The sequence below is a fragment of the Novosphingobium sp. genome, assembly GCF_041905565.1.
Classification (GTDB): Bacteria; Pseudomonadota; Alphaproteobacteria; order Sphingomonadales; family Sphingomonadaceae; genus Novosphingobium.
Genome location: NZ_JAYRKX010000016.1, coordinates 1 through 19,708, shown reverse-complemented (window position 1 = coordinate 19,708; position 19,708 = coordinate 1). Strand labels below are relative to the sequence as shown.

The 19,708-nt window shown below is 67.3% G+C and carries 20 protein-coding genes; 10 read left to right on the top strand and 10 right to left on the bottom strand.

What is annotated here, in order from left to right:
• Positions 1-3: 3 nt before the first annotated feature.
• The 4 genes from ACE3N9_RS12975 to ACE3N9_RS12960 all read left to right on the top strand — a co-directional run bounded on the left by ACE3N9_RS12975 (position 4) and on the right by ACE3N9_RS12960 (position 4,601).
• Entirely contained in the window at positions 4-2,187 is a 2,184-nt protein-coding gene (locus ACE3N9_RS12975; RefSeq protein WP_374284207.1) for a phage tail protein, read from the top strand.
• A gap of 39 nt (positions 2,188-2,226) precedes the next feature.
• Complete coding sequence (locus ACE3N9_RS12970; RefSeq protein ID WP_374284205.1) at positions 2,227-2,682, top strand: DUF2793 domain-containing protein; 456 nt, start codon at positions 2,227-2,229, stop codon at positions 2,680-2,682.
• A 201-nt stretch (positions 2,683-2,883) separates the two neighbouring features.
• On the top strand, positions 2,884-3,972 hold the full coding sequence (locus ACE3N9_RS12965; RefSeq protein ID WP_374284203.1) for an OmpA family protein: 1,089 nt from the start codon (positions 2,884-2,886) through the stop codon (positions 3,970-3,972).
• Between the two features lie 101 nt (positions 3,973-4,073).
• Positions 4,074-4,601, top strand: a complete 528-nt coding sequence (locus ACE3N9_RS12960) for a superoxide dismutase family protein (protein ID WP_374284201.1) — start codon at positions 4,074-4,076, stop codon at positions 4,599-4,601.
• A gap of 9 nt (positions 4,602-4,610) precedes the next feature.
• On the opposite strand, the gene ACE3N9_RS12955 is transcribed toward ACE3N9_RS12960, so the two are convergent.
• The 7 genes from ACE3N9_RS12955 to ACE3N9_RS12925 all read right to left on the bottom strand — a co-directional run bounded on the left by ACE3N9_RS12955 (position 4,611) and on the right by ACE3N9_RS12925 (position 11,395).
• On the bottom strand, positions 4,611-6,191 hold the full coding sequence (locus ACE3N9_RS12955; RefSeq protein ID WP_374284199.1) for an MFS transporter: 1,581 nt from the start codon (positions 6,189-6,191) through the stop codon (positions 4,611-4,613).
• Between the two features lie 24 nt (positions 6,192-6,215).
• Positions 6,216-6,911 (bottom strand): 7-cyano-7-deazaguanine synthase QueC, encoded by a 696-nt coding sequence (gene queC / locus ACE3N9_RS12950; RefSeq protein WP_374284361.1) that lies wholly within the window; start codon positions 6,909-6,911, stop codon positions 6,216-6,218.
• Between the two features lie 40 nt (positions 6,912-6,951).
• Positions 6,952-7,362 carry a DUF3617 domain-containing protein gene (locus ACE3N9_RS12945; RefSeq protein WP_374284197.1) on the bottom strand — a complete coding sequence of 137 codons (411 nt, stop codon included), beginning with the start codon at positions 7,360-7,362 and terminating at the stop codon, positions 6,952-6,954.
• A 118-nt stretch (positions 7,363-7,480) separates the two neighbouring features.
• Entirely contained in the window at positions 7,481-8,389 is a 909-nt protein-coding gene (locus tag ACE3N9_RS12940) for an Hsp33 family molecular chaperone HslO (RefSeq protein ID WP_374284195.1), read from the bottom strand.
• A complete protein-coding gene (gene argF, locus ACE3N9_RS12935; RefSeq protein WP_374284193.1) occupies positions 8,386-9,312 on the bottom strand; it encodes an ornithine carbamoyltransferase in 927 nt (308 codons plus the stop codon). The genes ACE3N9_RS12940 and argF overlap by 4 nt, the downstream gene beginning before the upstream one ends.
• Positions 9,312-10,502: an aspartate aminotransferase family protein gene (locus tag ACE3N9_RS12930; protein ID WP_374284191.1), complete on the bottom strand. Its 1,191-nt coding sequence runs from the start codon at positions 10,500-10,502 to the stop codon at positions 9,312-9,314. The genes argF and ACE3N9_RS12930 overlap by 1 nt, the downstream gene beginning before the upstream one ends.
• Positions 10,503-10,630: 128 nt before the next feature.
• The gene (locus ACE3N9_RS12925; RefSeq protein ID WP_374284189.1) at positions 10,631-11,395 is read right to left on the bottom strand and encodes a cold-shock protein; all 765 of its coding nucleotides are present in this window, start codon (positions 11,393-11,395) and stop codon (positions 10,631-10,633) included.
• Positions 11,396-11,700: 305 nt separating this feature from the next.
• On the opposite strand from ACE3N9_RS12925, the gene ACE3N9_RS12920 reads away from it, so the two are divergent.
• From ACE3N9_RS12920 to ACE3N9_RS12900, 5 genes are read left to right on the top strand one after another with little or no spacing between them, the layout of a single operon-like run.
• The gene (locus tag ACE3N9_RS12920; protein ID WP_374284187.1) at positions 11,701-12,492 is read left to right on the top strand and encodes a TerC family protein; all 792 of its coding nucleotides are present in this window, start codon (positions 11,701-11,703) and stop codon (positions 12,490-12,492) included.
• A gap of 6 nt (positions 12,493-12,498) precedes the next feature.
• Entirely contained in the window at positions 12,499-12,927 is a 429-nt protein-coding gene (locus ACE3N9_RS12915; protein WP_374284185.1) for a TIGR01244 family sulfur transferase, read from the top strand.
• A 10-nt stretch (positions 12,928-12,937) separates the two neighbouring features.
• Positions 12,938-13,354, top strand: a complete 417-nt coding sequence (locus tag ACE3N9_RS12910; RefSeq protein WP_374284183.1) for a hypothetical protein — start codon at positions 12,938-12,940, stop codon at positions 13,352-13,354.
• Between the two features lie 4 nt (positions 13,355-13,358).
• Entirely contained in the window at positions 13,359-14,243 is an 885-nt protein-coding gene (locus tag ACE3N9_RS12905) for a sterol desaturase family protein (RefSeq protein ID WP_374284181.1), read from the top strand.
• Between the two features lie 59 nt (positions 14,244-14,302).
• Positions 14,303-15,892 carry a GMC family oxidoreductase gene (locus ACE3N9_RS12900; protein ID WP_374284179.1) on the top strand — a complete coding sequence of 530 codons (1,590 nt, stop codon included), beginning with the start codon at positions 14,303-14,305 and terminating at the stop codon, positions 15,890-15,892.
• Between the two features lie 270 nt (positions 15,893-16,162).
• Here the strand turns inward: ACE3N9_RS12900 and hisN are convergent, their stop codons facing one another.
• The 3 genes from hisN to glpX form a co-directional block, all read right to left on the bottom strand.
• A complete protein-coding gene (gene hisN / locus ACE3N9_RS12895) occupies positions 16,163-16,945 on the bottom strand; it encodes a histidinol-phosphatase (RefSeq protein WP_374284177.1) in 783 nt (260 codons plus the stop codon).
• Entirely contained in the window at positions 16,945-17,880 is a 936-nt protein-coding gene (locus ACE3N9_RS12890; RefSeq protein ID WP_374284174.1) for a ribose-phosphate pyrophosphokinase, read from the bottom strand. The genes hisN and ACE3N9_RS12890 overlap by 1 nt, the downstream gene beginning before the upstream one ends.
• Before the next feature lie 90 nt (positions 17,881-17,970).
• Positions 17,971-18,960: a class II fructose-bisphosphatase gene (glpX, locus tag ACE3N9_RS12885; protein ID WP_374284172.1), complete on the bottom strand. Its 990-nt coding sequence runs from the start codon at positions 18,958-18,960 to the stop codon at positions 17,971-17,973.
• Positions 18,961-19,131: 171 nt separating this feature from the next.
• On the opposite strand from glpX, the gene ACE3N9_RS12880 reads away from it, so the two are divergent.
• Positions 19,132-19,587, top strand: a complete 456-nt coding sequence (locus ACE3N9_RS12880) for a hypothetical protein (RefSeq protein ID WP_374284169.1) — start codon at positions 19,132-19,134, stop codon at positions 19,585-19,587.
• Positions 19,588-19,708: the final 121 nt, after the last annotated feature.

Below are 19,708 nucleotides of genomic sequence, written 5' to 3'. Positions count from 1 at the left end.
ATCATGGCCACCCTGCTGTTCACCACTCTTGGCACGATGCTTGGCGGCCCGCTGGGCGGCGTGATCGGCGCGCTGGCCGGGCGCCAGGTCGATAGCCTCGTGTTTCGCCCCGGCCCCCGCGAAGGCCCCCGCCTGGCCGAACTGTCGGCTTCCACCTCCAGCTATGGCCTAGCCATCCCGCGCCAGTTCGGCCGCATGCGGGTGGCCGGACAGATCATCTGGGCAACCGACCTGGTCGAGCACCGCGAAAAGCAGGGCGGCGGCAAGGGCAAGCCATCGACCACCACTTACAGCTACACCGCCTCGTTCGCGGTCGCGCTGTCGAGCCGCAAGGTCCTGTCGGTCGGGCGGATCTGGGCCGATGGCAAACTGCTGCGCGGCGCGGCGGGCGATCTCAAGACCGGCGGGACCATGCGCCTTTACACCGGCGAGGGCGATCAGGCCCCCGATCCCCTGATCGAGGCCGCCGAAGGGACCGACCGCTGCCCCGCCTGGCGCGGTCTGGCCTATGCTGTGTTCGAGGACCTGCAACTGGCCGATTTCGGCAACCGCATCCCCGCGCTGACTTTCGAAGTGGTGGCCGATGAGGCCGCGCTGTCCGTGGCCGAGTTGCTCGACGGCGTGATCGAACACTGTGACGCAGAGCTGGAACTGACCGGGCTGGCAGGCCTGTCCGCCGACGGTCCGATTGCCGATCTGCTCAGCGCGCTCGACCCGCTCTACCCGCTCGATTGCGATGCCTGCGACGATGCCCTGGCCATCCGGCCCGAGCGCTTGCAGGCCGCCGCCCTTCCCCTGCCCGAAGCCGCGACATCGGCGTCGCAGGACGATTTCGGCGGCAACGCTGGCTTCGCCCGCAAGCGCGCGCCGGGCGAGGAGCAGCCGCTCGCGATCCTGCGCTATTACGATGTCGACCGCGATTTCCAGCCGGGCGCGCAGCGCGCCTCGGGCCGGCCGCTACCGGGCCAGCCGCGCGCCATCGAGTTACCCGCCGCGATGAGCGCCGGCACCGCGCGCGCGCTGGTCGAATCCGCCGCGCATCGCCAGAACTGGGGCCGCCAGACCATCGCCTGGCGCGTGACCCAGATCGATCCGGCGGTGCGCCCCGGCGCCCTGGTCACGCTGCCCGACCACCCCGGACGCTGGAAAGTGCGCGAATGGGAATGGCGCGAGCACGGCGTCGATCTGGCGCTGGTTCGTGCCGCACCGAACAGTCCCTCCGCCACCGGGGCCGATCCCGGCCGCCCGGCGCTGGCACCGGACCTGACGGCCGGCACGACCAGCCTGATCGCCTGCGAATTGCCGTGGGACGGCAATCCCGGCACCCCGGTGCCGTTGCTGCTTGCCGCTGCCAGTTCGCCCGGCGCGAGTTGGGCGGGCGCAAGCCTCTATCTCGACCAGGGGGACGGCGCGCTGCTGCCGCTTGGCGTTACCGGGCGCGACCGCGCCGTTCTGGGTCACGCAGAGACCGCGCTGCCTTTCGCCTCGCCCTTGCTGTTCGACCGGCATGGCTCGGTCGATGTGCAACTGGACGCGCCGGACCTGTCCCTGCCCGGGGCTAGCCAGCGCCAACTGGCACTGGGCGCGAACCGGGTCCTGCTCGGCCAGGAGATCATCCAGTTCGCCGATGCGGCGCCGCTTGGCGGCGGGCGGTGGCGCCTGTCCGGGCTGTGGCGCGGGCGCGGCGGCACCGAAACCGCGCTGGGCCTACATGCTGCCGGAGAGCCGTTCCTGCTGCTCGACGGGACCGGCACGATGCTCGATCCGGCGGTGGTCGGCACCGTTCCGGGCACCCGGATCGCGGCCATCGGCATGGGCGACGGCGCGCCGGTATCCAGCACCATTGCCCTTGCCGGGATCGGCCTGCGCCCGCTCTCGCCCGTGCATGGTAAAGCCAACCTGCTGGCCGGCGGCGACTTGGCGATCGACTGGGTGCGGCGCGCGCGCGGCGGCTGGCGCTGGGACGACGGGATCGACACGCCGCTCAACGAACAGGCCGAGATTTACCACGTCGCGTTCGGCCCGCCATCCGCGCCGCTGGCAACCTGGACAACCACCAGTCCGGCGCTGGTCATCCCGGCGGCAACCCTGGCCGAATTGACCGCGCTGGCGCCATCCGGCCCCCTCTCGATCCGGCAATTGGGCGACCACGGCCAGTCCGACGCACTGGTCCTGACGCTGCCCTGACATGAACAAAGCCTTCGCATCATATCAAGGACTTGAACGATGACCGATCCGATTTTCGAAACCAGCAGCCCGCGCTTTGCCTTGCCACTGCTGTTCGCCGGACAGGCCCAGAAAGAAGGTCACGTCAACGAGGCCCTGGCGCGGCTCGACGCGCTGCTGCACCTGGTGCTTGAAGGGCAGCTGACCGCCCCGCCCGGCAGTCCGCAAGACGGTCAATGCTGGCTGGTCGGCAGCGGGGCAACCGGCGCGTGGACCGGCAAGGCGGGCCAGCTCGCCTGCTTCTGTTCGGGGAACTGGCTGTTCGCCCAGCCGCGGGACGGGATGATCGCGCTGGACCGCCAGGCCGGGCAGATCGTGCGCTTTGCCGGCGGCTGGCACCAGGCAAGTCGGCCTGCCGTTCCCAGCGGCGGCGCAACAGTCGACTCACAGGCGCGGTCCGCCATTGCCGAAGTTGTTGCAGCGCTGACCACCGCAGGAGTTCTACCCCCTGCCTGACCCGCGGCAATCCAACGCATTTCGATTGCCCGCAGTGCTGCTCGCTCTGACCGTATTTTCCAGTCGTTTCATGGAATTCCGCCTCGAAATCGCGGCATAATTGCAACACTTGTGCTGTTTGAACGCTTGCACCGGGAATTGTAAGCCGTTAGAAAAACGCGCACTCGGTGGTTCAATCCTGTTAAAAAGGGGAAAACGATAATGCGGAAACTGGTCATTGGGATGGCGCTGGCCACCACGGCCATCGCGACGCCTGCCCTGGCTCGTGACAATTCCTGGTACGTCGAAGGTGATGCCGGCGGCACCATCGTCGAAGACATCCAGAACATGACGGGTCAGAGCAACCTCGGCATTCTTGAAACCAAGGCCGGCTACGACTTCGGTGGCATCGTCGGTTACGACTTCGGCGCGTTCCGCCTCGAAGCCGAAGCGAGCTATCGTCGCGCCGAGGAAAAGCGCTACCGCAGCCCGACCCTGAACTACGACGACACCAAGACCGGTGGCGGTGCCGAAGCGCTCAGCTTCATGCTCAACGGCCTGGTTGATTTCGGCCCGGATGACAGCCTGCAGGGCTTCGTCGGTGGCGGCGTCGGCGTAGGCCGCGTGAAGAACTCGCTGCTGGTCACCAAGCCGAACACCCTTGACGTTGTCGATTCGGACACCGGCTTTGCGTGGCAGGCCCTGGCCGGCGTGCGCATGCCCGTCACCAGCAATGTCGACCTAGGTCTGAAGTATCGCTTCTACAACCAGTTCGGCAACGATCTGGTCAACGTCGCGGGCAAGAACATCCGTACCCGCTTCCGTTCGCACTCGCTGATGCTGACGCTGGGCTACAACTTCGGTGGCGCTCCGGAACCGGTGGCTCCGCCGCCGCCCCCGCCGCCCCCGCCGCCCCCGCCGCCCCCGCCGCCCCCGCCGCCTCCGCCGCCGGTGGTCGTGTGCAACAAGGGTCCGTACATCGTGTTCTTCGACTGGGATAAGTCGGACATCACGCCGGAAGCCGCTTCGATCCTCGACAGCGCGATCACCGCGTACGGCAACTGCAACAACGTGCCGATCATGCTGGCCGGCTATGCCGACCGTTCGGGCAAGCCCGCCTACAACCAGGGCCTGTCGGAACGTCGCAACGCTTCGGTCCGCGGCTATCTGACCACGCACGGCGTGGCCGATGGCGCGATCAGCAGCCAGGGCTTCGGTGAAAACAACCCGCGCGTCCCGACTGCCGACGGCGTGCGTGAACTCCAGAACCGCCGGGTGGAAATCACCTACGGTCCGGGTTCGGGCATGTAAGCAGCCGCAAGGCGCAGAAAGATTGGGGGGCCGGAGCGATCCGGCCCCCTTTTCTTTGTGATGGTCGCCGTGGCATCACGTCCCCAATCAAGGAGACGACGATGCGCATTACCCTCCCCCTTTGCCTCTCTGCCCTCGCACTGCTCGGCGGCTGCTCGACCGTGGGCCAGGTCCCCACGGCCCGGCTCGGTGCAGCCAGCCTGAGTTCCGCCAACGGCCTGCCGGCCGGCACGTTGCAATTGCTGGCAGCCGGGGATCAGGTCACGCTCGCTGTGGCCATCGCCGGGCTGCCGCAAGGTCCGCATGGCCTGCACCTGCACGCTGTCGGCAAATGCGCCGCGCCAGACTTCACGTCAGCCGGACCGCACCTCAATCCGGGCGGGCATCAGCATGGCGCGGACAATCCCGCCGGCAGCCATCTGGGCGATCTGCCCAACATCACCGCTGGAACAGCCGGCGCGGGCAGTGTCACTGTCCAGCTCAAGGGCACCCGGGCCGAGATCGAGCAACACCTGTTCGACGCGGATGGCACGGCGATCGTGGTCCACGCCGATGCGGACGACTATCGCACCGACCCTAGCGGCAACAGCGGCAAGCGGATCGCCTGCGGCGTGCTGCAGCGCCGTTGAATCGGTAGATCAGGCGCTTTCCCCGGCCCGCTCGGCCAAGGTCGCTTCGGCGCCGGGGACAGCGCGATAGGCGAAAATCAGCAGGACGACCGCGATGGGCGCAACCCCGATCAGCGCCAGGATCCCTGTCCGCAGATCGCCGACCAGTCTGCCGTCGACCATGGTGCCGGCCAGATCGGAAATCTGGCCGACCATGTAGGGACCAAAGCACAGGCCAACCAAGGTCGTGCCCAGGAAGAAGGCCGCCGTGGCCGTGCCCCGCATCCGCGGCAGGACCAGGTCCTGCGTAGTTGCCGCTGCGGCTCCCAATGCGGCGGCGCCAAACAGCCCTGCCAGGAAATTCATCACATAGAACATGGTGGGATCGGGTGTGGTGTAACCAATCCAGATCGGCAGGGCCGGCGCAATCACCCCGAACAAGATCATCAGGATGCGCCCCGATGGGTGGCGCGCGCGCAGCGCATCGGCCAACCGCCCGCCGATGATTACGCCCAGGAAGCCACTGAGTGCGCCGTTGGCACCCAGGATGAAGGCCAGCTCCGACTTGGGCAGCTTCAGCACCTGTTCGGCATAGGGCGCAGACCAGAACGACAGCCCATAGGCCGCGAGCGAGACCATGCTGTAGCCCAGCGTGGTGCAGATGAAGGCCGGCGTCCCCCAGATCAGCCTGAATGTAGCCGGATCCTTCTGCCGCAGGACGCAGGCCCACGAGAACACCGCGTAATAGCCCACGCCGACCGCCAGCCACTGCGCCAGAGCCCCGGTCAGCTGGATCATCCACCAGGCGAATGCCGACAGCCCCGCAGCGACGACAAGGTTGATGGCCAGCGCCGCCGGCCCCCGCCGCGCCGCACCGATCAGGGTAAAGGGCGGGACGATCGACGAAAGGTCGAACAGGAACTGGCCGAAGGGATTGGGCTCGGCCCGGGTCGGCGTGCCATCCATCGCACCGCGTATCGGCTCGCGCAGGCTGGCCACCCACAGCGCAACCAAGAGACCGGGAATGCCGACCGCCAGGAAGGCGGCCTGCCAGCCGACCAGGCCCAGCGGACCACCTCCGGGATAGGCCGCGTTCCACGTCTGGCCGATCTTCGCCCCAATCAGCAACGAAACCCCGCCGCCCAGGTACAGGCCCGAGGAATAGATCGCCAGCGCGGTCGCCCGTTGGCGCTTGGGAAAATAATCCGAAATCAGCGAATAGGCGGTTGGACTCGCGGTCGCCTCACCAATGCCCACGCCCATGCGCGCCAGGGTCAGCTGCAACTGGTTCTGCGCGAACCCTGACAGCGCGGTCATCGCCGACCACAGCGACAAACCCAGGCTGAGCAGCCGCACCCGGCTCCAGTTGTCGGCCAGCCGTCCCAGCGGAATCCCGAACAGCGCATAGAACACGGCAAAGGCCGCCCCGCCCAGGAAGCCCATGTCGCTATCGGTCAGGCCCAGGTCATGCTTGATGTCGAGCGCGAGGATCGAGATGATCTGGCGGTCGATGAAATTCAGCACGTAGACCACCACCAGCACACCCAGCACGTACCAGCTGTATGGTGTGGCCTGGTTCGATGCGGAATCGGCTTGCAGCTGGTCGTCCATGCGGAAACTCTCCCCGTTTGTGGATCAGGCGGCGTAATTGGTGTTGTCAGTCAGCCCCGCCCGGGCAAAGCCATCCTTGCGCAATCGGCAGCTGTCGCACAGCCCGCAGGCCCGGCCATCGGGCAAGGGATCATAGCACGACCAGCTCATCGCTGGATCAAGCCCCAGCCGGATCGCCTCGCGGGCGATGTCGTCCTTGCCGAGGAACTGCAGCGGTGCATGGATGGTGAAATCACCGCCTTCGGCCCCGGCCTTGGTCGCCAGTCGCGCCAGGTCCTGGAAGGCGGCGATGAATTCCGGGCGGCAATCGGGATAGCCCGAATAATCGAGCGCATTGACCCCGATGAAAAGGTCGCGCGCGCCGATCGCTTCGGCCCAGGCCAGGGTCAGCGAGAGAAACACCAGGTTGCGCGCCGGGACGTAAGTGACCGGAATGTCCGCCCCGACGCCGTCCTTGGGCACCGCGATGTCGTCGGTCAGCGCCGATCCGCCAAACTGGCGAAGGTCGAGCGGCAGAACGACGTGGCGCACCGCGCCAAGTTCGGCAGCAATGTCTCGCGCAGCGTCGATCTCGCGGCGGTGGCGCTGGTTGTAGTCGATTGTCAGGGCATTGAGGCGATAGCCCGCTTCGCGCGCGAGGGCCGCAGAGACCATGGAATCGAGGCCGCCTGACAGCAGCACCACCGCATCACGACCCTTTGCCTCATCACCAAGCTGCATCATGCCGGGCTAGCCTGCGCGCGCAGGCAAGGCAATGGGATCAGGCGCCGCAGTCCCCCACGCGTCTCGCTTCGGCGTTGAATTCGAACGGCAAGCCGTTGGCGATGCCCTGGCTGTCGATCTGGACCAGCCGGTTGGTTTCCTTGCGAATGTGGGTGCGGCCATAGCCCCGGCCGCGGCAGGTATACTGCACTGTCACTTCGCTGGGGCTGTCCTGCACCACCACCCGGTCGCAGCTGGCATCGGGATGACGCAGCTGGATCAGGCGGCGGCCCGTAGCCACACACAAGGCTTCGGTCGGGGCACCGGGCTCGCGCATGCGCAGAACCCAGCGGCCGCCGTCCAGCTGGTCAAGCATGGCGAGCTGCGGCCCCTGTCCGGCCACGGGCGCGGCCGCGGCGAACAGCACCGCAGCGGCAATCCCGACATTGCGCAGAAACTTCTTCCCCACTGGTCGTGCCCTTTTGGCCACCTGTTGTCGTCGCCAAGATGGCCTGGCGATGTGGAATCGCTTGTAGCATGGCGACGCCGTGCGGTCAGCCGTGCACGATTAACGATGAACGGAGCGTTTACGCGGCGATTTCAAACAACTTCGAGCAGAACGCGCAGTCGACCACGATCTTGCCGGCTTCGTCACGCATTTCGGCCAGCTGTTCTTCGCCGAACTTGGCCAGCACCGAACGATAGTATTCGGCGCTGCACCGGCAGCCGCGCGACAGCGGCGCGCCCGACAGCACCCGCACTTCGCTTTCCTCGTGGAACAGGCGCCAGAGCAGCGTTTCCATCGACAGCGCGGGATCGACCAACTCGTCATGGCGCAGCGAACCGGCCAGTGCCTTGACGTGCTCCCAGTGCGGATGATCGTGCTGCACGTGCAGCCGCTCGCGCCCTTCCTCGCCTTCGGGCAGGTGCTGCACCAGCAGCCCGCCGCCCACGCAGCCCTGCTTGTCCGAACGGATCGCGACGCGGATCATGGTCGGGACCTGTTCGGACTGGGCGAAGTAGCTTTCGCAGGCCTGGGCCAGCGAATCCCCTTCGAGCGGGACGATCCCCTGGTAACGTTCGCCAGCGCTGGCGAGGTCGAACGTGATCGCCAAATACCCTTCGCCGAACAGCGCCTTCAGCGTCGGGTTCGCGCCCAGCGCGGCCAGCCGTTCGGCATCATGGCGGACATAGCCGCGCACTTCCCCCCCACGATAGTCGCAGACCAGCAGGTCGACGATCCCGGCCTGGGTCTGGGCCTGCATGGTCAACTGGCCCTGCTCGTCCTTGAGCAGCGAGCCGATCAGCGCGGTCAGCACCAGGGCTTCGGCCAGCAGGTGGCGGATCGGCGGCGGATAGTCGTGCGCCGACAGCACCGTATCAAGCACCGGGCCAAGCCGCACCACCCGGCCGCGCGCATCGCGCTCCGGGATGGTGAAGCCCAGCACCCGGTCGAACCCGGTTTCAGCGGCGGGCGGGGTCAAGGCTTCGCTCACAGCTGGCCGAACACCCAGCGCAGCACGCTTTTCTGGGCGTGGATGCGGTTTTCCGCCTCGTCCCAGACCACCGAATGCGGCCCGTCGATCACCGCGTCGGTCACTTCCTCGCCGCGGTGCGCGGGCAGGCAGTGCAGGAACAGCGCGTCGTCCCTGGCCCCGGCCATCAGCGCATCATTGACCTGGTAGGGCATCATCGCCGCGATCTTGGCATCGCCCCCGGCCTGGCCCATCGACACCCAGGTGTCGGTGACCACCACGTCCGCCCCGGCCACGGCTTCCTGCGCGCTGCGGGTGATCGTGATACGCGCGCCGCGCTCACGCGCCGCGGCGATATAGGCCGGATCGGAATCGTAGCCTTCCGGCACGCCGATCCGTACGTTGAAGCCGAGCAGCCCGGCCGCCTCGACGATCGAGTTGAGCACGTTGTTGCCATCACCCAGCCAGGCCACTTCCAGCCCGGGCAGCGCCTTGCCGTGTTCGATCAGCGTCTGCAGATCGGCCATGATCTGGCACGGGTGCGACCGGTCGGTCAGCCCGTTGATCACCGGCACGCCGGCGTAATGGGCCAGTTCCTCGATCTTGGCGTGATCGTCGGTGCGGATCATGATCGCATCAACCATGCGGCTAAGCACCCGCGCGGTATCCGCCACCGTTTCCCCCCGCCCCAATTGCGTGGTCCCGGCATCGAGGATCAGCGCCGATCCGCCGAGCTGGCGCATCGCCATGTCGAACGACACCCGCGTGCGGGTGGAGTTCTTTTCGAAGATCATCGCCAGCACGCGATCCTTGAGCGGCGCATCGGCATCGACCCAGCCTTCGGGACGGCCGCTGCGCGCAGCCTTGCGCGTGGTCGCATCGTTGAGGATCGCGGCGAGGCCATTGCCCCCCGCATCGGACAGTTCAAGGAAATGCTTTACCATCACGCAGCCTCCGGCGGCTGGAAGCTGGCGGCACCGGCCGACAGCTTGTCCATGAATTCATCGATGTGGCTATCGTCAATCACCAGCGGCGGAATGACCCGCACCGTCTGATCGCCGGCCGCCACGGTCAGCAGGTTGTGATTGTCGCGCAGGTGCGCCACAAATTCGCGGGTTTCGAACTTCATCTTGAGCCCGATCATCAACCCGCGCCCGCGCACCAGTTCGAACAGGTTCGGGTAGTTGCCGATGAACTGTTCGATGCGGCTGCGCAGCCGTTCGCCCTTGGCGCGAACCTCGGCCATGAATTCCTCGTTGGCAACGGCATCCAGCACCGCCTCGCCCGCCGCCATGGCCAGCGGGTTGCCGCCATAGGTCGAGCCGTGGGTGCCGATCACCATCCCGCGCGCCGCCTTTTCGGTGGCCAGGCACGCGCCCATCGGGAAACCGCCGCCAATGCCCTTGGCCGTGGCCAGCACATCGGGTTCGATCCCGTACTGTTCATAGGCATAGAGCGTGCCGGCCCGGCCGACCCCGCACTGCACCTCGTCCAGCGCCAGCAGCAGGTCATGCTCGTCGGCCAGCGCGCGCAGGCCGTGCATGAATTCATCCGAGGCCGGACGGATCCCGCCCTCGCCCTGGATCGGTTCGACCAGGAACCCGGCGGTGTTCGGGCCGATTGCCGCCTTCGCGCCGGCCAGATCGTCGAAATCGACATACTTGAAGCCCGGCAGCAGCGGCATGAAGCCCTTGTGCATCTTGTCCTGGTTGCTGGCACTGATCGTCGCCATGGTCCGCCCGTGGAAGGCGTTCTTGAAGGTGATGATCTCGTACTTGTGGCCGTTGCCCGCGCTCTGGTGATAGGCGCGGATCGTCTTGATCGCGCATTCCACCGCCTCGGCGCCCGAATTGGTGAAGAACACCGTGTCGGCAAAGGTCAGGTCGACCAGCCGCTGGGCAAGGTGTTCGCCCTGGGGGCTGCCATAGAGGTTCGAGACGTGCATCAGCGTTGCCGCCTGGCGCTGGATCGCGCCGATCAGCCCGTCATGCGAATGGCCCAGCAGGTTCACCGCGATGCCGCTGGCGAAATCCAGGCATCGGCGGCCGTCCTCCCCGATCAGATGGCAGTGATCACCGCGCACCGGCCGGAAGCCGCAGCGGGGATAGACTGGCATGAGCGGGGTAATCGACATGGGACCTGTCCTTCTTGTTCACATCCGGCGGAGAGGAAAACGACAAATGGCGGCCCGCCGGGAGCCGCCATCTGCGTGTTTCTGGCTGTCAACCGGCCCCGGTTTGCCGGAGCCGCGCCCTGCAGGCCTTAGCCTTGCTTGGGCTGGAGGTTGACCGCCGAATACTTGCCTCGTCGATCGACTTCGATGTCGAACTCGAGCCGGTCGCCCTCGTTGAGGCCCGACATGCCCGAGCGTTCGACCGCGCTGATGTGCACGAAGGCATCGGGCTGGCCGTCATCACGGGTGATGAAACCGAAACCCTTCATCGCGTTGAAGAACTTGACCGTGCCGGTCGCGCGTTCGCCGGTCAGCTCGCGCTGCGGCGCGGCATCGCGCTTTTGCACGGGGATGACGTCGCCCACGGCTTCGAGGTCGCTGGCGGAAATCTTGCCGCCGCGATCGACCAGGTTGAACTTGAGCTGCTGACCTTCGGCCAGGCCATCAAGGCCGGCGCGTTCGACCGCGCTGATGTGGACGAACACGTCCTCACCGCCGCCATCCTGCTGGATGAAGCCGAAGCCCTTGCCCGCGTTGAAGAACTTGACCGTACCGGTGCCCTCGCCAACGACCTGGGCCGGCATACCGCCGCCACCGCCGCCGCCGCGCGGACCGCCGAAGCCGCCACCGCCGCCGCGCGAACCGCCACCGAAGCCGCCGCCGCCGCCGCCGTAACCGCCGCGATCACCGCCGCCGTAGCCGCCACGGCCACCGCCGCCACCGCCAAACCGATCGCCGCCGCCACCGAACCGGTCGCCGCCACCGCCGCCGCCATAGAAGGGATCGAAACCTTCTTCGCCGAAACCGTCCCGCTTGTCGCGGCCCCGCCCACGACGTCCTCTGTCAAAACCCATAAACCCGAACGTACCTTCGCTTCGCCCCAAGAGTCCTGCCCGGTCGCGCGGACGAATCGCGCCAAGCCACAGGGGAAGAAACGTAAAGCCCTCTCCGCTGCAGCGTGCCTATTATCCCATCTTGCGGGCAATGGCGAACGGATTCACGCGAGGGTGGCAATTTCGGCGGGGGCGGAACAAAGTGTGACATTTCTGCCAGCCATGCCGGACCGGACCCGTCGTGCGGGAAAAGCGGATTCGGGATTGTATTTTCAGCGCCAGTGGACAATTTGCGGGCAGGATCGGGGCTTGGCAAAAGAGGTTACATGGACATCGTCAGCTTGCTATCCGATCCTTCGGCCTGGGCGGCCCTGCTCACCCTGATCGCGCTGGAAGTGGTTTTGGGGATCGACAACCTGGTCTTCATCGCGATCATTTCGAACAAACTTCCCCCGCATCAACAACAGGTTGCACGCCGAGTCGGGCTGGGCCTGGCGATGGGGCTGCGCATCGCGCTGCTGCTGCTGATCGGCTGGATCGTCACCCTGCAGGCGCCGCTGTTCGACCTGGGCCTGGCCGGCCAGCCCGGCCCGCATGGCGAGCCCGGGTTCGAGACCGCCTTTTCCGGGCGCGACCTGATCCTGATCGCCGGCGGGCTGTTCCTGCTGTGGAAGGCGACCAAGGAAATCCACCACAACATCGACCCCGAAGGCGCCAGCGGCGAACTGCTCGACCATGACAAAGGCATTGCGCAGATCGGTTTTTCCGCCGCGATTGCGCAGATCATCGCGCTTGACCTGGTGTTCTCGGTCGATTCGATCCTGACCGCCGTGGGCATGACCGACGAAATTCCGATCATGATCGCCGCGGTGGTCATCACCGTCGCGCTGATGATGGTTGCGGCCAATCCGCTGGCCCGGTTCATCGAGTTGAACCCGACGCTGATCATGCTGGCCCTGGCCTTCCTGGTGATGATCGGGGTGGTGCTGATCGCCGACGGCTTCGGCGTCCACATCCCCAAGGGCTACATCTATGCCGCCATGGCCTTTTCCGCCGGGGTCGAGACGCTCAACATCATCACCCGCAATCGCCGCCTCCGGCGCGCCCAGCAAGGATAGCCCGCCATGTTCCGCCAGCTCACCCCGCGCCTGTTCGCCAGCCCCCAGATCACCCTGGCCGAAGTGGACGCGGCCGCCGCGCAGGGCATCGGCCTGATCGTCAACAACCGCCCCGAAGGCGAAAGCGACGATCAGACCCCCGGAGACGAGATCGCCGCCGCCTGCGCCGCGCATGGCATCGCCTATGTCGCGATTCCGGTGACCCATGCCGGCTTTTCGCAGCCGCAGGTTCAGGCGATGGCCGCCGCGCTGGCGGGCACCGACAAGCCGGTGCTGGCCTATTGCCGGTCGGGCACGCGCAGCACCCTGCTGTGGGCGCTGGCCGAGGCAAGCCGGGGCGAGGACCCGAGCGAGCTGGCGCGGCTGGCCGGCAATGCCGGCTATGACGTATCGCCCGTGCGCGCGCTGATGGACATGCTGGCGGCGGGCAAGTAACGCCCCGGCCATGTCGCTGCCCGTTCCCTTCGTCCTGATCCAGCTGGTGGTATCGGTCGCCGCGATCCTGCTCGTCACTCTGCTCGCAGTGAAGCTGGGCCTGGGCGGCGACGTGCGCCTGCAAGGCGAGGACGAGGCGCGCGAGCTGGCCGCGCTGTCGGTTTCCGGGTTCGAAGCGCGCGAACTGGTGCTCGACCGCGCCGGGATCGGGGCCTTGCTGCGCGACGGCCAGGGCCGGGTGCTGCTGCTGCGCCGCCACGGCACGCAATTTGCCGCGCGACTGCTTGACAGTCACGCCTTTGCCCGGCTCGACCGCAATTTCCTGACCATCGGCACCGGCGAGAAAAGCTTCGGCCAGGTTACGCTGGACCTCGGCGATCAGGCCCAGGTCTGGGCCGCCAGCCTGCGCCGCCTGGGAGGGGCCTGAGACGATGGAAAAGCTTGGCCCGGTCGAATACGCCATCCCGTTCTTCATCCTGCTGATCGTGATCGAGATGGTCTGGGCGCGGCGCAAGGCGCCGACCGCCTATGAACCGCGCGACACGCTGACCAGCCTGGCGCTGGGGGTGGGCAGCACGATGGTCGGCGCACTGACCGCCGGGCTGGTCGCCGCGGCGGCGGTCTGGCTCTATCAGCACCGCATCGCCACCATCGGCTGGGCCTGGTGGGCCTGGGCGGCGTGTTTCGTGCTCGACGATTTCAACTATTACTGGGCGCACCGCACCGGGCACCGGGTGCGCTGGTTCTGGGCGAGCCACGTCAACCACCATTCCAGCCAGCACTACAACCTGTCCACCGCGCTGCGGCAGACCTGGACCGGGTTCTTCGCGCTGTCCTTCGTATTCCGCATCTGGCCAGCGTTCATCGGCTTCGATCCGGTGATGATCGCCACCTGCGGGGCGGTGAACCTGGTCTACCAGTTCTGGATCCACACCGAGGCGATCCGCCGCTTCCCGGCCTGGTTCGAAGCGGTGATGAACACCCCCAGCCACCACCGCGTCCACCATGCGATCAACCCGGTCTACCTGGACCGCAACTATGCCGGGGTGTTCATCGTCTGGGACCGAATGTTCCGGACATTCGAGCCCGAGCGTGACGAGATCGCGATCCGCTATGGCATCGTCCGGCAACTGGGCACCTTCAACCTGCTCCATTCCGTGTTCCACGAATGGGCCGGGATCGCGCGCGACCTGTGGCGCGCGCCGTGGGGGGCAAAGCTGGGCTACCTGCTGCGCGAACCGGGCTGGAGCCACGATGGCAGCCGCGACACTTCGGATGCGATCCGGGCGCGCTGGCTGGAACGCCATCCAGAATAGCGTTGCCCTAATTTAACCGCGCGCTTAACCTGCCTCCCAATACAAGCGGAGAGCGGGTCATGGATCAATTCGATGTCGTGGTGATCGGCGGCGGCAGCGCGGGCAGCACGCTGGCCGGCAAGCTGAGCGAGGACCCGCGCCGCCGGGTCTGCCTGCTCGAAGCGGGCGGAACCAACGACGATTTCCGGATCAAGACCCCGGGGATGCTGGTGGCCCTGCCCAAGCGCGCCAACTGGGCCTTCGAAACCGAACCGATGGACGGCCTGAACGGCCGGCGCGGCTACCAGCCGCGCGGCAAGGGGCTGGGCGGTTCGTCCGCGATCAACGCGATGCTCTATGTCCGGGGCAACGCCTGGGACTATGATAACTGGGCCGCGCTGGGCTGCACCGGCTGGTCCTATGCCGATGTCCTGCCGTGGTTCAGGGCAGTGGAAGACAACGAACGCGGCGCGGATGACTGGCACGGCAGCGGCGGCCCGCTCTCGGTCAGCGACCAGCACTGGCCCAGCCCCGCCAGCCGCGCCTTCGTCGAGGCGGCCGGGCAGCTGCAATTGCCGATCAACCCCGATTTCAACGGCGCGAAGCAGGACGGCTTCGGTCTCTACCAGGTGACCCAGCGCGGCGGCGAGCGCTGGTCGGCCGCGCGCGCCTTTGTCGAACCGGCGCGCAGCCGCCCCAACCTCGACGTACGCACCGGCTGCCTGGTCGAGAAGATCGTGGTCGAAAACGGCCGCGCCACCGGGGTCCAGGTGCGACGCGGCGGACGTAGCGAAGTGGTGCGCGCGCAAGGCGGCGTGGTGCTGTCGGCCGGGGCCTTCGGCAGCCCGCATATCTTGATGCTGTCGGGGATCGGCCCGGCGGCGCACCTGGCGGAAATGGGCGTGCCGGTGGTGGCCGATTGCCCCGCCGTGGGCGCGGACCTGCAGGACCACTGCGACTATATCCTGGCCTACGAGGCGGATTCGCCCGACCTGCTCGGCGGCAGCCTGGCAGGCGCGTGGCGGATGGGGAAATCGCTGCTCGAATATGTCCGGCACCGCACCGGCATGATGACCACCCCCTTTGCCGAGGCGGGCGGGTTCTGGACGCTCGACCCGGCCAGCCCGGCGGCCGACATCCAGTATCACTTCATCCCCGGCATCGTGCAGAACCACGGCCGCGACAAGGTGCGCCAGCACGGCTTTTCGGTCCACGCCTGCGTGCTGCGCCCGGACAGCCGCGGCTGGGTCAGGCTCAAGAGCACCGATCCAGCCCAGGCCCCGGCAATCAATCCCAACTTCCTGGCGGACGATCGCGACATGGCGCTGCTGCGCAAGGCCGCGCGCCTGATGGAGCGGATCTGCGAGGCCCCGGCGCTGGCGGCCTACAGCCCCCGCCCGCGCAACCCGATCGCCGACCTGACCGACGCCCAGCTTGACCAGGCGATCCGCGCCAGCGCGGACACGATCTATCACCCGGTCGGCACCTGCCGGATGGGCGCCGATGCGGCCAGCGTCGTCGATCCCAAGCTGAAGGCGCGCGCGGTGGACGGGCTGTGGGTGGCCGACGCCTCGATCATGCCGCGGTTGGTTTCGGGCAACACCAACGCCCCCTCGATCATGATCGGCGCCCGCGCGGCGGAATTTGTGAAAGAGTCTTTGGCCGGCTGAGAGTTCTTGTTCGGTGCGCTGATCGCCTCCGCGATCAGCTTGGCCTGGCCGGCCCACTCCCCCGGCAGAGTTTCTTTCCGCCTGACGGCGGTGCGGGAAGGCCATCCGGCCTTCCCTTGCAACACCAGCCCGCTCCCCCGGCCCGACCACCCACAGGGTACCTTAAACGGGTGGTCGGGCCGGGGGAGCGGGCTGGTGTTGCAAAGCCCTTTGCGGAGGCAAAGGGCGCACCCTACAAGGAATCTCAGCCAGGCAAGAACCCCACTTGGCTCAATGCTGGCAGGCCAGCGCCTCGACCACGTCGTCCAGCCGGGCCGGATCGCCCACCGCAATGACATGGCCCGAACTGGCCGCGTGCAGCGGCTCGCCGTTCCAGTCGGCCATGGTCCCGCCCGCACCTTCGACCACCGGGACCAGCGCGGCCCAATCGTGCAGCTTGAGGTTGGCTTCGCAGACCACGTCGATGTGGCCCGACGCGAGCATGGCGTAGTTGTAGCAATCCCCGCCCATCACCATGCGACGGTGGTCGGTCTTGGCGGCCAGCGCCATGAAGTGATCGCCGTCGTGCTGGTCGAAATAGTGCGGCCCGGTCGTGGCCAGCGCCGCATCGCCCAGTTCACGGCAGGGACGGGTGCGGACCGGCTGGCCGTTCAGCGTGGTGGTCTGCCCGGTCGCGCCTACCCAGCGCTCCTTCAGCACCGGCTGGTCGATCACGCCCAGCACCGGCCAGCCTTCCACCACCAGCGCGATCAGCGTGCCGAAGATCGGCCGCCCGGCCAGGAACGCCGTGGTCCCGTCGATCGGATCGAGCACCCAGGTCCGGCCCGACGTACCGGTGGTCGCGCCATATTCCTCGCCGTGAACGGCATCGTCCGGCACGGCTTCCTTGAGGATCGCGCGCATTGCCGCTTCGGCAGCGCGGTCAGCCAGGGTCACCGGGGTGGCATCGCCCTTGCGCTCGCTGGTCATGCCGCTGCGGAAATGCGGCAGGATCGCCTCGCGCGCGGCATCCGCCAGGCGGTGGGCCAGCGCGATGTCAGCCGCCAGGTTCATCAGTCGAACAGGCTCGAAACCGAGCTTTCCTCGGCAATGCGATGGATCGCCTCGCCGACCAGCGGGGCGATCGACAGGACGCGGATCTTGTCCGAGGCAAGCGCTGCTTCGGTCGGCTGGATCGAATCGGTGATGACCAGTTCGGTCAGCGCCGAGGCATTGACCCGTTCGACCGCCTTGCCCGACAGCACCCCGTGGGTCAGGTAGGCGCGGACGCTGGATGCGCCCGCTTCGATCAGCGCGCCGGCCGCGTTGCACAGCGTGCCGCCCGAATCGATGATGTCGTCGATCAGGATGCAGTCCTTGCCCTTCACGTCGCCGATGATGTTCATCACTTCGGACACGCCCGGCTTGTCGCGGCGCTTGTCGACGATCGAGAGCGGGGCGTTGTCCAGCCGCTTGGCCAGCGCGCGGGCGCGGACCACCCCGCCGACGTCGGGCGAGACGACCATCAGGTTGGCGCTGCTGCCCTGGCTGAGGATATCCGCCGCCATGACCGGCGCGGCATAGAGGTTGTCGGTCGGAATATCGAAGAAGCCCTGGATCTGCCCGGCGTGCAGGTCCACCGCCAGCACACGGTCGGCCCCGGCGGTGGTGATCAGGTTGGCGACCAGCTTGGCCGAAATCGGGGTACGCGGGCCCGGTTTGCGGTCCTGCCGGGCATAGCCGAAGTAGGGCACCACGGCGGTGATTCGCCGGGCCGATGCGCGGCGCAGCGCATCGATGCAGATCAGCAGTTCCATCAGGTTGTCGTTGCAGGGGAAGCTGGTCGACTGGACCACGAACACGTCTTCGCCGCGGACGTTTTCATGAATTTCGACGAACACTTCCTCGTCGGCGAAGCGGCGCACGCTGGCATCGGTCAGCGGCAGTTCGAGGTAACCGGCGATGGCCCGTGCCAGCGGCAGGTTGCTGTTGCCCGAGACGATCTTCATGCGCTTACCCTTCCTAACGCAAAACGGCCCGTGCCGGGCCATAGCCAAGCACGGGCCGAATGCAACATCCGGTAAAATTGCGGGTGTGGATCAGCGCCCCTTGCGGTGTTCGCCCTTGACCCAGCGGACCGTGCCCGAGCTGGCGCGCATCACCACGGTGTGGGTGGTCATGGTGCCGTCCTTGCGGCGCTTCACCCCGTCGAGCAGCGAACCGTCGGTTACCCCGGTGGCGGCGAAGATGCAGTCGCCCTTGGCCAGTTCGTCGCGGGTGTAGATCTTGTCGAGATCGGTGATCCCCCACTTGCGGGCGCGGCCGCGTTCGTCATCGTTGCGGAACAGCAGGCGGCCATTGAACTGCCCGCCAACGCAGCGCAGCGCGGCGGCGGCCAGCACGCCTTCCGGCGCCCCGCCCGAACCCATGTACAGGTCGATGTTGGTGTCCTCGTTGGTCACCGCGATCACCCCGGCCACGTCGCCGTCGCCGATCAGCACCACGCCGCAGCCCAGGCCGCGCAGTTCGGCGATCAGGTCGGCATGGCGCGGGCGGTCCAGCACGCAGACGTTGATTTCGTTGGGCTCCACGCCCTTCGCGGCGGCCACGGCCTTGACGTTCTCGGTCGGGCTCTTGGCCAGGTCGATGATCCCTTCGGGATAGCCCGGGCCGACCGCCAGCTTGTCCATGTACACGTCCGGCGCGTTGAGCAGGTTGCCTTCTTCGGCGCAGGCCAGCACGGCCAGCGCGTTGGGGCCGGCCTTGGCGGTGATGGTGGTGCCTTCCAGCGGATCGAGCGCGATGTCGATCTTGGGGCCGGTGCCGATCGCGCCGCCGACCTTTTCGCCGATGAACAGCATCGGCGCTTCGTCGCGCTCGCCCTCGCCGATCACCACGGTGCCGTCGATCGCCAGCTCGTCGAACGCCTTGCGCATGGCTTCGACCGCGGCATGGTCAGCCGCCTTCTCGTCGCCGCGCCCGACCAGCGTCGATGCGGCAATCGCCGCGGCTTCGGTGACGCGCACCATTTCCAGCACGAGGACACGGTCGAGGACGTCGCTGGCGGGGGTCGAAGGCGTATTGCTCATCGGGTTGGCGCTTCCTTTGAATACGTATGTGGAATGGATCAGCCTGCGCGCTTAGACAGGCGCGGCGCGCTTGTCCATGGGGTCGCGGCCGGACCGGACGCGCGCGCCGGTTCAGCACGGATTAACCGCCCGGCCGCTTTGGCAGGGCAGTCCGCTCACGGCAGGTGATCCATGCGCCAGTTTCCCGTCCTGCTTTGCGCCGCCATGCTGCTGACGGCGCGGCCCGCCTGGGCACAGCAGGCGGGGCCGGAGGCGGATCCGATCGACCAGCGAATCGGCGTGATGATCGACCGGGCGCGCCAGATCTATGGCGTGCGCGATCCGCGCGATCGCTGCCGGCGGCGCGAAGGGCAGGAAATCGTGGTCTGCGTCGATCGCGGCGAAGACCTGCGGGTGCCCTCCACGGCAGAAAGCGACCCCAACTCGCGCGAGGCGCGGCGCTACCTCGACAACGGCGTACCCCGCGCACCCCAGCTCGATCGCGGCTCGTGCAAGGGCCAGCCCGGCTGTGTCGTCGGCGGCTGGGCCCCGCCGCCGATCTACGAGGTGGACGTCAGCCAGCTGCCCCAGGCCCCGGAAGGCTCCGAAGCGGACCTGGTCGCAAAGGGCGAACTCGCGCCGAGGTGATGGAGTGGGGTGAGTCCTTGTCCGCCTGACGGCGGTGCGGAAAAGCCATCCGGCTTTTCCTGGCCTGGCCGGCCCACTCCCCCGGCCCAACCACCCGCTTAAGGGTACCCTATGGGTGGTT